This is a genomic window from Qipengyuania oceanensis (assembly GCF_009827535.1).
Classification (GTDB): Bacteria; Pseudomonadota; Alphaproteobacteria; order Sphingomonadales; family Sphingomonadaceae; genus Qipengyuania_C; species Qipengyuania_C oceanensis.
This window is the reverse complement of sequence record NZ_WTYN01000001.1, coordinates 615645-628180: the sequence shown is the minus strand read 5'-3', so window position 1 is coordinate 628180 and position 12536 is coordinate 615645. Positions and strand designations below refer to the sequence as shown.

Below are 12536 nucleotides of genomic sequence, written 5' to 3'. Positions count from 1 at the left end.
AATGAAACCGAATGCGCCCTCGTTCCGTTTGCGATGTCCACGGTGGATGGAACCACTGATGAGTACAACGGAGTAAGTATGAAGAAGATTGCAATCCTCGCCGCCGCCACTTCGGCCGCTGCCTTCGCCACCCCGGCTCTCGCGCAGGACAACACGCCGTTCACCGGCCCCCGCGTCGAAGCCCTGGTCGGCTATGACATCGTCAAGGCCGGCAGCAGCGTCGATGACGACGGCAACGACAACAACGACCAGTCGATGGAAGGCATCAACTACGGCGCCGGCATCGGCTACGACTTCAACGCCGGCGGCGTCGTCCTCGGCGTCGAGGCCGAATACATGGACTCGAGCGCCGATACCGATTTCGAGAACGGTGACTTCGAAGGCTTCGGCTTCGGCAACGTCAATGCCAACCGCGACCTCTACATCGGCGCGCGCGTCGGCGTTCCGGTCCAGCCCGACCTGCTGCTCTACGCCAAGGGCGGCTACACCAACGCCAAGTTCGACGTGCGTTCGAACGACGGAACGACCGAGTTCAACCAGGACATCGATACCGATGGCTGGCGCGTGGGTGCTGGCGTGGAATACGCTACCAGCAACAACATGTTCGTGAAGGCCGAGTACCGCTACTCGAAGTACGAGGAAGCCGAGATCGATTTCGGCGGCGATATCCCGGATAGCGACCGCTTCGACATCGACACCGACCGCCACCAGTTCGTGGTCGGCGTGGGCTTCCGCTTCTAAGCGCAGGCTTGTCGAACCAGAAAACGGGGCCGGGGGAGCAATCCTCCGGCCCTTTTTCTTGGCTATCTTCTGGCGCAGGCCACTGTCGCTGCATCGAGGGCACTGGCAACGCCCGGCAGTTCGTACCTGTCGCGCACGCGATTGCCCTGCGCGTCGCGGAAGCTGACGGTCAGCGCGGTAGCCGAACGCATCGCCGCGACGATTGCCGCATCCATCGCCGGGTCGGCGGCCCAGGCGTTGTTTGCGCGAGATTGGAGGGGGAAGCGGCGCCCGGCCAGAGAAAGGGTGACGGCGCTCCCCTGCCTCGGCGATGCCGAGAGCCGGACGTGGACCTGCCCGCGGATTTTGCGCAGCGGCCAGGTTCCCACGCTGAAGTATCCGGCGCCCTCGCTGGCTTGCGCGATGGCATAGCAGCGCGGGATATTGGCATCGCGAAAGGCACCCCAACTTCCGAAGATCCCGAGGCTGTCGCGCGCGGCGAGCGGACTTGCGAGCAGCCCCAGTGCTGCGAGTGCGGCGAATGTGCCCCTCATGCGCTCCGCTCCGGGTACGAAATTGCGATTATCTCCCATTCCTTTTCGCCTGCGGGCAGGCGCACGGTACGCAGATCGCCGAGCGATGCTCCGCGTAGCGATCGTGCCATGGGGGAAGACCATCCGATCCGGCCCGCGCTCGCATCCTGCTCGTCGTCGCCGACCAGCGTGACGGTTCGCCGCGCGTCGTCTTCGTCGGCGAGTTCCACCGTGGCGCCGAAGAACACGCGTTCGCGATCCGGCTGCTCGGACGGTTCGACCACGCGGGAATTCTTCATCCGGCGGGCGAGGTGAGCGAGTTCGCGATCGATCTCGCGCATGCGCTTGCGTCCGTAGAGATAGTCTCCGTTTTCGCTGCGGTCGCCATTGCCGGCCGCCCAACTGACGATCTCGACGATCTCCGGCCGTTCGGAGCCGAGCAGATGGTCGTAGCGCGCCTTCAGCGCGGCATAGCCGGCAGGCGTGATCGGGTGGGTGGGGGCAGGCTTGGGGGCGGACATCGCGTCCACCCCTAGCGATCAATCACCGCGAAGGGAATCAGCCCGGGGTCCGTTTTCCGATGAAGCGGGTGAGCGACTTCGGTTCCCCGTAGCGGACACGGTCGGGATTCATCTGTTCGTAGACCACGGCGTTCTCGAGCACACGCTGGACGTAGTTCTTCGTCTCGAAGATCGGAATTTCCTCGATCCATTGCAGCCAGTCGATCGACCCGTTACGCGGATCGCCATTGCTGCGCAGCCACTTGTTCACGTTGCCCGGACCTGCGTTGTAAGCGGCCACGGCAAGCGGATAGCTTCCGCCATAATAATCCATCATCCGGCTGAAATAGGCATCGCCCAGGCGGATGTTGTAATGCTCGTCCTGAGTGAGATTGGCCGACATGTAGCTGATGCCGAGCTTGCCCGCCTGCTCGCGTGCCGTACCGGGCATCAACTGCATCAGGCCACGCGCACCGGCATGGCTGACGCGATCCTCGTCGAACTCGCTCTCTTGCCGGGCGATCGCGTGGACGATCGTGAAGTCGCTGCCGGCCGGCTGCGTGACAGTAGGGAAACCGACCCTCTCGAATCCGGTGAAGCCCTTTTCCGGCGCGGTCCGGCCGACCACGACGGCCAGTTCCGGCAAGCGCAGCTCGCGCGCCAGATCCGCTACCATCTGCATGTCGGTCGGCGTTGCCGCGCTGTCTGCCAGGGCAGTGAAGAAATAGCGCTCGGTCCGCCAGTCGGTCATCCCGCGTGGCAGCGTCCGGACAGCCTGGACGAGCGGCTGGGCGTTGAACGCCTCGCGCTGCGCCTGCGTCGGCTGAACGCCGGCATTGGCCGGGAAGGCCGGGATGGGCCGACCGAGCCGCTCGAGCGCGAGCAATCCGTAGAAATATTCTGGGTAGGCAGCGGCCATGTCGAAATAGCGCTGCGCTTCGGCGGCATTGCCGGCCCTTTGCGAGGCGAGGCCAGCCCAGTAGAAACCCTTGGAACGAGTCTGCGGCGTCCGCGCGGCCGCGCCATAGCGATAGAACAGCGGTGCCGCGGCATTGCCATCGCCCAACTGCCACAGCGCCTTGGTGCCGCCGAGCCACATGAGCGAAGTGTAATCGTCGCGCAGACGGTAGGACATGCCCGAGATATCGGCACCGGGTGCGAACAGATCGTCGACCTTGGCCGCGATCTGCTGTGCCTGGCGTGCGCCCGCGCCGCGCGCGATGGTCAACGCCTGGCCCACGAAATCCTCGGCATCGAATGCCGGGCCGGAAAAGGCAGGGCGGGTAGACAGCAACTGGATCGCCTGGGGCAATTGCCGTGTGACGCGATAGTTGCGGGCAAGATTGTAGACGTAACCTGGATCGTTCAGTGCGCCGGCAGGTTGCGCCGGCGTGCCATTGCCTTCGAGCAGCGCCAGTCGTGCCATCGCCATCGGGCGATAGGCTGGCGAGACGAGGGCGATCTGGCGGCGTGCTGCTTCGAGTTCGCCTTGCCACAGCAGCGCATCCATCCGCGCATCCTGGTCCTGCGGACCGAAGCGTGAACCGAACAGACCGGTCATATACGCCTCAGCCGTGCTGCTCATCTTTCCGCCACGCCAGGCTTTCTTGGCCCATTCGGCGGCTTGCGGGCGACCGAGCGCATTGAGCGCCAGCGCGTAGCGAGTGGCACCGGAATTCGTCAGGGGCTGAAAGCGATCGAAGTAGGCGACCAGCTGTTCGGGGCTGGCGGCATCGCGATCGAGCGAATCTTCGGCGGTTCTGCGCAGGCTGTCTTCCTGCGGGAAGCCTGGATTGGCGAGCAGGAAACCGGCGTAGGTCGAGAACGGCAACTGGTCGTTGGCCCGCAGCATCTTCCATCGATCGACCAGCTGTGCACCACCGCGAGGCTGGCTCGCGACGAGCTGGGCGCGGGCGCCTGCGGTCGGGTCGGCAGATTGCGCCATCAGCGGCGCCGACGAGGTCATGGCGGTGGTGGCCAGGGCGGCCATTGCGATCAATGCTTTACGGTCCATGCTGGACATTCTGCCGACTGGCTCCTTATCAGGGCGTGAATACGATCCGCGGCCTCGCGTTTTTCTGTTGAATCGCAAGGCCCTATTATCACAACGCAGGTGTCAGACAAATGTTCTCCGGCTCGATTCCCGCCCTGGCGACTCCTTTTCGTGACGGCCAGTTCGACGAAAGCGCCTATCGCAAGCTCGTCGAATGGCAGATCGAGAACGGTTCGAGCGGCCTCGTACCATGCGGGACCACGGGTGAGGCCTCGACTCTGTCCAACGAGGAACATCACCGCGTCATCGAGGTATGTGTCGACCAGGCGGCGGGCCGCGTTCCCGTGATTGCGGGTTGCGGGTCGAACGATACGAACAATGCGTTGATGCACATGAAATTCTGCGAACGCGTCGGCGTTACCGCGGGACTTTGCGTCGCGCCCTATTACAACCGGCCCAGCCAGGCGGGGCTCATCGCCCATTTCAGCTATCTCGCCGAAAACTCGGACCTTCCGATCGTGCTCTACAACGTGCCGGGCCGGACGGTCACCGACATCGAGGACGAGACCGTCGTCGAACTGGTGCGAAAGTATCCCGACCGGATCGTCGCGATCAAGGATGCGAGCGGCGACCTGTCCCGCGTGGCCGACCACCGGATGGGACTGGATCACGATTTCTGCCAGCTGTCGGGCAATGACGAGCTGTGGCTGCCCCATGCCGCAGCAGGTGGGCGGGGCGCCATATCGGTGACCGCCAACGTCGCTCCTGCATTGTGTTCTGAGTTTCACGCGGCGATCGCTGCAAACGAGCTCGCCCGCGCGCGCGAATTGAACGACCGGCTGTTCCCGCTGCATTACGCCATGTTTTCGGACGCTAGCCCGGCGCCGGTCAAATATGCACTCAGCCGCGTCCACGAATGGTTTTCGTGCGATGTGCGCCTGCCGCTGTGCAACGCGAGCAATGCGTCGCGCAAGGCTGTGGACGAGGCGCTGGAGCACGCCGGCATCCTGTAAGCTCGCGGCGGGTTTGCAACCGCTCGCCCAGCGCCTACATGGCGCAGCCTGATGGCCAGACCCAAACACGCAACCTTCGACAAGCAGAACGTCGTCGCCGAGAACCGGCGCGCCCGCTTCGACTATGCGATCGAGGAAAATTTCGAAGCCGGGATCGCGCTGACCGGGACCGAGGTCAAATCTCTGCGCGCGGGCGAGGGCGGCATTGCCGAAAGCTATGCCGAACTGCGCGACGGCGAGGTCTGGCTGGTCAATTCGAACATTCCCGAGTTCAGCCACGGAAACCGCCACAACCACGTGCCCAAGCGGCCGCGCAAGCTGCTGCTCAACGCCCGCGAGATCGATCGGCTGACCGGCGCAGTCGAGCGCAAGGGAATGACGCTGGTTCCGCTGGCGATCTATTTCAATTCGCGGGGCAAGGCGAAGGTTGACCTCGCGCTGGCGAAGGGCCGGCAAGCGGCGGACAAGCGCGAGTATATCAAGGAACGCGACTGGAAGCGAAACAAGTCGAATATCCTGCGCGAGCACAGCTGACATTCCTGCTTCGTCGCCGCGGCGCGGCTACTTGCCGCATATGCCAAACCAGCCCTTGCGGATTGCGACCCGAGCCTTCAAGTGGACCGCCAGCACGATGCCGGAAAAACGCTCCAAGACCGCCCTTGCCGACTGGCTGAGAAAGCGCATGCCGGAGCGTGAGGAATTGGCACGCAACAAGTATCTCGCGCCGATCGCCCATCGCTTCCTTTCGCCCGAGCTATGGCGCTTTACCCGCCGATCGGTGCCCCGTGGCGTCGCACTGGGCCTGTTCTGCGCCTTCATCATTCCGATCGGACAGATATTCCTTGCAGCATTCATGGCATTGCCCGCGCGCGCGAATGTGCCACTTGCCGCCGCGGTCACCTTCGTGACCAACCCGTTCACCTTTCCCGCCTGGGTGGTCGCCGCGAACAGGGTCGGCGAGATGATGCTCAACATTGAGCAGGTGATGGGCTCGCATGCCGGCGAGCAGTTGGCGCATGATCGCGGCGCGCTCGCGGTTTTCTTTGAGATGGCCGGCGTGACGGCCTTCGGCTTCGTGGTGCTGGCGGTGGTCGGGGCGGCGCTCGGTTACCTGCTCGCAGGTTTCGCCTGGCGCTTCATCGTGGCTCGCAAGCGTGCACGGCGCCTGGCAGTGATGGAGCAGCGGCTCGACGAACGCCTGGGCAATAGCGAGGCATGAGCTCCGACCCACAGGACACGCTGCTGCCCGGGGCCCGCCTCCAGATGGGGCTCGCCATCGCGGTTGTGGCCAGCATGGCGATCCTCTGGTTCGCGTCCGGATCCGCGCTCGTCACGTTGGCCTACGGCGGCGGTCTGGCGGCGATCCTGATCGCGATCTTCGGCCAGTCGCGCTTGCGCAAGGAACCGGCGAGTGCCGACTTTGCCATACCCGACTGGTCGGTCACCGTCGCCGCGCTCGAGCAGTCTGACGATGCCTGCGCGCTGACCGACAGGGCTAACAGGCTGGTGTGTGCCAACGCCCGCTTCGTCGAAAGCTTCGGACTGGAATCCGCGCCGCCGAGCATCGCTTTTGCCGAACCCTCGCGAAACGAGCTGTCGCGCGCTGCACGCGAAGCCTGGCGGGACGGGATGGCGCAAGTCGCGGCGCTGGCTGGAAAGGCTTCCGGGGAGCAATGGTCGCTCACGATCGAGCGAACCGGGCGGGGCGAAGACTATCTCCTCTGGCGTTTCGCCAGCGAGGTGCGTCAGTCCGCCGACGAGCTGGTTGCAGGACTGGTCGGCGACCGCGCTGGCGCGATCCTGTCGCGCGCCGGGATCGAGGTCGCGCTGGTCGAACCCGATGGCTCGATCCGCGCTGCCAGCGCCGGTTTTGCCGAGCGGGCATCGGGCGATCCGACGGCGACGCTCGCCGGGCAGGACTTCGTCAACCTGCTGCGCTCCGACGATCGGGAGCGCATCTTTTTCGCGCGCGAGGGCAAGCAGGGGACGCCGCAGACACTCGTACATATTCCCCTGAACGATCCTGCCGCGGGCGAGCTGGCCGCTGCCGACCAGGCCGCTTCGCTGATGGCGCTGGTGGATAGCGGAGTGGGCATCGGCGGAGGCTGGGACGGCGGAGGTCGCGCAGCCATGCCGCAGGTAGAGGCGCTGCTGGGTGCCTTGCCGCTCGGCCTGGCATTGACCGATCGCGACGGCCGGTTCCTGTTCGCCAACAAGGCCTTCCTGCGCGCGATCGGTCGCAAGGAAAAGGGGTTGCCCCAGTATCCGACCGACCTGGTGGTGCGCGAGGACAAGGCGACCGTTTCCGATGCCGTGCGTCGCTTCGGACGCGGGCCGGCAAGCAGTGGCGACATGGCGGTCCGCCTGTCGAACCAGCCCGACGATCCGGTATCCATCGGCCTTGCCGGCGTGCGCGGGCTTGGCGAGGCGGCGGTGCTTCTCAGCCTGGCCGACTCGACCGAGGAAGTCCGGCTGCGGCGGCAGGTGGCGCAGGCCACCAAGATGCAGGCGGTCGGCCAGCTGGCCGGCGGCGTTGCGCACGACTTCAACAACGTCCTTACCGCTATCATCGGCTATTGCGACCTGATGTTGCTGCGGCACACGCCCGGCGACAGCGATTACGACGACATCCAGCAGATCCGCGCCAATTCGAACCGCGCCGCCTCGCTCACGCGCCAGCTGCTGGCCTTCTCGCGCCAGCAGACGCTGCGCCCGGAGACGGTGCAGCTGCCCGACATCGTGAGCGAGGTCAGCCAGCTCCTCAAGCGGTTGATGGGCGACCGGATCGAGTTCGTCGTCAGGCACGACCGCGAGCTGGGGCCGGTGCGCGCCGATCCGCAGCAGCTGGAACAGGTGATCGTGAACCTGGCGGTCAATGCGCGCGACGCGATCCAGTCGCATGGCGACGGTCCGGGCCGGCTCACCATGGCGACGCGCCGGATCCCGGCGTCTGAAGTCGGCAAGATCGGGTACGATTTCATGCCTGCCACCGATTATACCGCGCTCATCGTGCAGGATACCGGTGGTGGCATCCCCGAAAACCTCATCGGAAAGATCTTCGAGCCGTTCTTCACGACCAAGGAACAGGGCAAGGGGACGGGCCTCGGCCTCTCGACCGTCTACGGCATCGTCAAGCAGTCCAATGGCTTCATCTTCGCTGACAACGTCGTCGGCAACGATGGCAGGACGGAAGGCGCGCGCTTCTCGGTCTACCTCCCGGTCCACCAGGTCGAGAGCGACCCGGCGCGCGGGCGCAAGGCGGATGTCGAGCCCGACACCAGCGACTGGGCCGGGGGCGGTCGGCTGCTGCTGGTCGAGGACGAGGACATGGTCCGGACCATCGCCACCCGCGCGCTCACCCGTGCGGGTTATGAAGTCACCGCCTGCGCCGACGGCGAAGAAGGGCTCGAGCTGATCAAGGCCGGCGGCGAATTCGACCTTGTGGTCAGCGACGTGGTGATGCCGGGCATGGACGGGCCCACCATGGCCAAGGGCATTCGCAAGATCCATCCGCACATGCCCTTGCTGTTCATGTCCGGATACGCGGAAGAACAGCTGCGCAACGACATCGCGATGGCCGACATGCATTTCCTTCCCAAGCCATTCTCGGTCCAGCAGATCGGCGACAAGGTCGCGGAAATCCTCGGCAAGCACGCTCCGGCGAAGGTCTGACAGGACACGGGCAGGGCTTTGCCGGCACCCCTGAAAATTAAATCGCGTTCTCCTCTTGTTCCATGAGAACAAATGCGATACATGGCTTACATGTTGGAAAGAGCCCGGATCGGTCTGGGCAAACGATGGAGGCATGTGCCATGGCGGCGAACCTGAAGCTGGTAGAGGGCAAGGAAATGAACGCAGACCGTCAAAAGGCGCTCGATGCCGCCCTTGCGCAGATCGATCGCGCTTTCGGCAAGGGCTCGGCAATGAAGCTGGGCTCGAAGGAAACGATGAACGTCGAATCGATTTCGACCGGTTCGCTCGGGCTCGATATCGCGCTCGGCATCGGCGGCCTGCCGAAAGGCCGGGTGATCGAGGTTTACGGGCCGGAAAGCTCGGGTAAGACGACACTCGCGCTGCATGTGATCGCCGAAGCGCAGAAGAATGGCGGCACGGCGGCGTTCGTCGATGCCGAACACGCGCTCGACCCGGTCTACGCCAAGAAGCTCGGCGTCGATATCGACGAGCTGATCGTTTCGCAGCCCGACACGGGCGAGCAGGCGCTGGAAATTACCGATACGCTGGTCCGTTCGAACGCGATCGACGTTCTCGTGGTCGACTCGGTCGCCGCACTGGTCCCCCGGGCCGAGATCGAGGGCGAGATGGGAGACAGCCACGTCGGCCTGCAGGCTCGACTGATGTCGCAGTCGCTGCGCAAGCTGACCGGTTCGATCAACCGATCCAAGTGCATGGTGATCTTCATCAACCAGCTGCGCATGAAGATCGGCGTGATGTACGGCAATCCCGAGACGACGACGGGCGGTAACGCCCTCAAGTTCTACGCTTCGGTCCGGCTCGACATTCGCCGCACGGGCCAGATCAAGGATCGCGACGAGGTCGTCGGCAACTCGACCCGCGTGAAGGTCGTGAAGAACAAGGTCGCTCCCCCGTTCAAGCAGGTCGAATTCGACATCATGTATGGCGAGGGCATTTCGAAGATCGGCGAGATCCTCGATCTCGGCGTGAAGGCGGGCATCGTCGAGAAGTCGGGGTCGTGGTTCAGCTACGACAGCGTCAGGATCGGCCAGGGCCGCGAGAATGCCAAGACCTTCCTCAAGGAAAACCCTGAGATTTGCACCAAGTTGGAAGCTGCGATTCGTGGCCGCACCGACGTGGTCGCCGAGGAGATGATGGCGGGGCCGGACGCGGACTCCGACGACTGATCCTCAAGCGGGTCCTTCTGTCCGACAGAACCCGGCAGGGGTTCGGGGCCCGAACACACGGAATGCCGCTGCATGCCATCCCCATCCGGCATGTGGCGGCTTTTCGTTTCCAGACACCCCCTAGGGTCCGCAATAGCGGCAAAGGCGCAGTGATCGAGGAAACCGCACGCCCTGCCGCAGGTTTCGCGCTTGTCGCTAGCCCCGACATTGCCTAACTGACCGGCCATGACGTCGACCAACGATATTCGCCGGGGCTTCCTCGACTATTTCGCTGCTGCCGGGCACGCCGAAGTGCCTTCAGCGCCGCTCGTACCTTACAACGATCCGACGCTGATGTTCGTCAACGCGGGAATGGTGCCGTTCAAGAACGCGTTCACCGGTCTCGAAACCCCGCCAAACCCGACCGCCACCAGCAGCCAGAAATGCGTGCGCGCCGGAGGCAAGCACAACGATCTCGACAATGTCGGCTATACCGCGCGGCATCACACGTTCTTCGAGATGCTCGGCAATTTCAGCTTCGGCGATTACTTCAAGGAGCAGGCGATCCTCCATGCCTGGACTTTGCTTACCAGGGAATGGGCGCTCGATCCGGCGCGATTGACTGCGACTGTCTATCATACCGACGACGAAGCCTTCGATCTGTGGCGCAAGATTTCCGGCCTTCCGGAGGAGCGGATCATCCGCATCCCGACCAGCGACAACTTCTGGTCGATGGGCGATACGGGGCCGTGCGGTCCCTGTTCGGAAATCTTCTACGATCACGGCGACCACATCTTCGGTGGGCCTCCAGGCAGTCCGGACGAGGATGGAGATCGCTTCGTCGAGATCTGGAACCTCGTGTTCATGCAGTTCGACCAGTCGGCCGACGGATCGCGAACCGCTCTTCCCAAGCCCTCGATCGACACCGGTATGGGGCTCGAACGTATCGCGGCGGTCATGCAGGGCGTCCACGACAATTACGATACGGATACCTTCGTGGAACTCATCGCCGCGTCAGAAAGCCTGACCGGCGTGAAGGCCGAGGGTGAGCACAAGGCGAGCCACCGGGTCATTGCGGACCACTTGCGTTCGACGAGTTTCCTGATGGCTGACGGCGTACTGCCGTCCAACGAGGGCCGCGGTTACGTCCTTCGCCGCATCATGCGGCGCGCGATGCGCCATGCACACCTGCTTGGCGCCAAAGATCCGCTGATGCACCGGCTCGTGCCGGCGCTCGTTGCCGAGATGGGACAGGCCTATCCCGAGCTGGGCCGGGCGCAGCCGCTCATCGAGGAAACCCTGCAGCGCGAGGAAACACAGTTCCGTCGTACGCTGGAGAAGGGTCTGCGTCTGCTCGACGAGGCGACGTCGACGATGAGCGACGGCGACCGGCTCGATGGCGAGACGGCCTTCCAGCTCTACGACACCTATGGCTTCCCTTACGATTTGACGGAGGATGCGCTGCGCAGCCGCGGTCTCGAAGTTGATCGCGCAGGCTTCGATGCCGCGATGGAGCGGCAGAAGGCTGCTGCCCGCGCCGCCTGGAAGGGTTCCGGCGATGCCGGATCGAGCGAGGTCTGGTTCGACATTGCCGAGCGCGATGGTGCAACCGAGTTTACCGGCTACACCTCGACTTCGGGAGAAGGCCGCGTCGTGGCACTGCTGCGCGATGGCACCGAGATCGACAGCGCGTCGCAAGGCGACACCATCACCGTTCTGACGAACCAGACGCCCTTCTACGGCGAAAGCGGCGGCCAGTCGGGCGACGCGGGCACGATCAGCAGCCCCGCCGGATTGGAGATCGCGGTCGAAGAGACGTCCAAACCGCTTGGGCGACTTCACGCGCATTACGGCAAGGTGACGAAGGGTTCGATCAAGGTCGGCGAAACCGTGCATCTGGAAGTCGATGCCGAACGCAGGGATCGGATTCGCGCCAATCATTCCGCAACGCATCTCGTTCATGCCGCGCTGCGCAACCGCCTCGGCGGGCACGTCACGCAAAAGGGATCGCTCGTTGCCGACGATCGCTTCCGCTTCGACTTTTCGCACCCCAAGCCGCTGACGGATGAAGACATCATTGCGATCGAGGCCGAGGTGAATGCGGAAATACGCCGCAACGAACCGGTCGTAACGCGCTTGATGAGCCCGGACGAGGCCGTCGAAGCAGGCGCTCTCGCACTGTTCGGCGAAAAATACGGCGACGAAGTCCGCGTCCTGTCCATGGGCGGCCTGGGAGAGGGCGGACGGAATTTCTCGGTCGAACTGTGCGGGGGAACCCATGTCAAGGCGACTGGCGATATCGGCGTTTTCCGGATCGTGTCCGAAAGCGCCGTCTCGTCGGGAGTGCGCCGGATAGAGGCGCTGACGGGAGAGGCCGCTCGCAGGTGGCTGGTGGGTCGCGAGGATGCGCTGAAGGCGATCGCGGGCGTGATCAAGGCAGCACCCGACGAGGCTGCTGGCCGGGTCGCTGCGCTGGCGGAAGAACGCAAGCGCCTCGAAAAGGAACTCGCGGAAGCCAGGCGCGCCTTGGCACTCGCCGGCAATACGTCGAACGCGAACGCTGGCGCACAGGCTGACGAACAGATCGCCGGCGTCGCATTTTCAGGTCAGGTAATCGAAGGGTTGGACCCCAAGGAATTGCGCCCGCTACTTGATGAAGCGAAGAAACGCATGGGATCGGGAGTAGGCGCGATCTGCGCAGTCAACGATGGCAAGGCGGCATTCGCGGTGGGCGTGACAGACGATCTGACCGGTCGGTTCGATGCGGTTCAGCTGGTACGCGATGGCGTAACAGTGCTCGGCGGCAAGGGCGGCGGTGGTCGTCCGGATATGGCGCAGGGCGGTGGTCCGGACGGTTCCAAGGCAGCCGAGGCGATCGACGCGGTGCGCAAGGCGCTGTCGAGCGTTGATGCCTGAGG

The 12536-nt window shown here is 64.2% G+C and carries 10 protein-coding genes; 7 read left to right on the top strand and 3 right to left on the bottom strand.

The genetic code is table 11. The features are described from left to right. Window positions 1-78: 78 nt before the first annotated feature. Window positions 79-741, top strand: coding sequence for an outer membrane protein (locus GRI48_RS03050; RefSeq protein WP_160671228.1), 663 nt, complete (start codon window positions 79-81; stop codon window positions 739-741). 62 nt (window positions 742-803) lie between these two features. Here GRI48_RS03050 and GRI48_RS03045 read toward each other — a convergent pair whose 3' ends face one another. From GRI48_RS03045 to GRI48_RS03035, 3 genes are read right to left on the bottom strand one after another with little or no spacing between them, the layout of a single operon-like run. Further along, the gene (locus GRI48_RS03045) at window positions 804-1274 is read right to left on the bottom strand and encodes an invasion associated locus B family protein (protein WP_160671225.1); all 471 of its coding nucleotides are present in this window, start codon (window positions 1272-1274) and stop codon (window positions 804-806) included. Next, entirely contained in the window at window positions 1271-1774 is a 504-nt protein-coding gene (gene greB, locus GRI48_RS03040; protein WP_160671222.1) for a transcription elongation factor GreB, read from the bottom strand. The genes GRI48_RS03045 and greB overlap by 4 nt, the downstream gene beginning before the upstream one ends. A gap of 37 nt (window positions 1775-1811) precedes the next feature. Continuing rightward, a complete protein-coding gene (locus GRI48_RS03035; protein ID WP_237451709.1) occupies window positions 1812-3743 on the bottom strand; it encodes a lytic transglycosylase domain-containing protein in 1932 nt (643 codons plus the stop codon). 134 nt (window positions 3744-3877) lie between these two features. Here GRI48_RS03035 and dapA point away from each other — a divergent pair, with 134 nt between their 5' ends. From dapA to alaS, 6 genes are all read left to right on the top strand, one after another. Beyond that, window positions 3878-4759, top strand: coding sequence for a 4-hydroxy-tetrahydrodipicolinate synthase (gene dapA / locus GRI48_RS03030; protein ID WP_160671219.1), 882 nt, complete (start codon window positions 3878-3880; stop codon window positions 4757-4759). A 51-nt stretch (window positions 4760-4810) separates the two neighbouring features. Then, window positions 4811-5293, top strand: a complete 483-nt coding sequence (gene smpB, locus GRI48_RS03025; protein ID WP_160671216.1) for an SsrA-binding protein SmpB — start codon at window positions 4811-4813, stop codon at window positions 5291-5293. Between the two features lie 97 nt (window positions 5294-5390). After that, window positions 5391-5978 (top strand): DUF2062 domain-containing protein, encoded by a 588-nt coding sequence (locus GRI48_RS03020; RefSeq protein WP_160671213.1) that lies wholly within the window; start codon window positions 5391-5393, stop codon window positions 5976-5978. Continuing rightward, window positions 5975-8431 carry a hybrid sensor histidine kinase/response regulator gene (locus GRI48_RS03015; protein ID WP_160671209.1) on the top strand — a complete coding sequence of 819 codons (2457 nt, stop codon included), beginning with the start codon at window positions 5975-5977 and terminating at the stop codon, window positions 8429-8431. The genes GRI48_RS03020 and GRI48_RS03015 overlap by 4 nt, the downstream gene beginning before the upstream one ends. A 140-nt stretch (window positions 8432-8571) precedes the next feature. Then, window positions 8572-9639: a recombinase RecA gene (gene recA / locus GRI48_RS03010; RefSeq protein ID WP_160671205.1), complete on the top strand. Its 1068-nt coding sequence runs from the start codon at window positions 8572-8574 to the stop codon at window positions 9637-9639. Window positions 9640-9864: 225 nt separating this feature from the next. After that, a complete protein-coding gene (gene alaS, locus GRI48_RS03005) occupies window positions 9865-12534 on the top strand; it encodes an alanine--tRNA ligase (RefSeq protein ID WP_160671202.1) in 2670 nt (889 codons plus the stop codon). The last annotated feature ends 2 nt before the right edge of the window (window positions 12535-12536 follow it).

Coding starts and splice junctions, on each gene's coding strand:
- GRI48_RS03015 (WP_160671209.1), top strand. CDS start 5,975: ATGAGCTCCGACCCACAGGACACGCTGCTGCCCGGGGCCCGCCTCCAG.
- greB (WP_160671222.1), bottom strand. CDS start 1,774: ATGTCCGCCCCCAAGCCTGCCCCCACCCACCCGATCACGCCTGCCGGC.
- alaS (WP_160671202.1), top strand. CDS start 9,865: ATGACGTCGACCAACGATATTCGCCGGGGCTTCCTCGACTATTTCGCT.
- GRI48_RS03050 (WP_160671228.1), top strand. CDS start 79: ATGAAGAAGATTGCAATCCTCGCCGCCGCCACTTCGGCCGCTGCCTTC.
- GRI48_RS03020 (WP_160671213.1), top strand. CDS start 5,391: ATGCCGGAAAAACGCTCCAAGACCGCCCTTGCCGACTGGCTGAGAAAG.
- recA (WP_160671205.1), top strand. CDS start 8,572: ATGGCGGCGAACCTGAAGCTGGTAGAGGGCAAGGAAATGAACGCAGAC.
- smpB (WP_160671216.1), top strand. CDS start 4,811: ATGGCCAGACCCAAACACGCAACCTTCGACAAGCAGAACGTCGTCGCC.
- GRI48_RS03045 (WP_160671225.1), bottom strand. CDS start 1,274: ATGAGGGGCACATTCGCCGCACTCGCAGCACTGGGGCTGCTCGCAAGT.
- dapA (WP_160671219.1), top strand. CDS start 3,878: ATGTTCTCCGGCTCGATTCCCGCCCTGGCGACTCCTTTTCGTGACGGC.
- GRI48_RS03035 (WP_237451709.1), bottom strand. CDS start 3,743: ATGGCCGCCCTGGCCACCACCGCCATGACCTCGTCGGCGCCGCTGATG.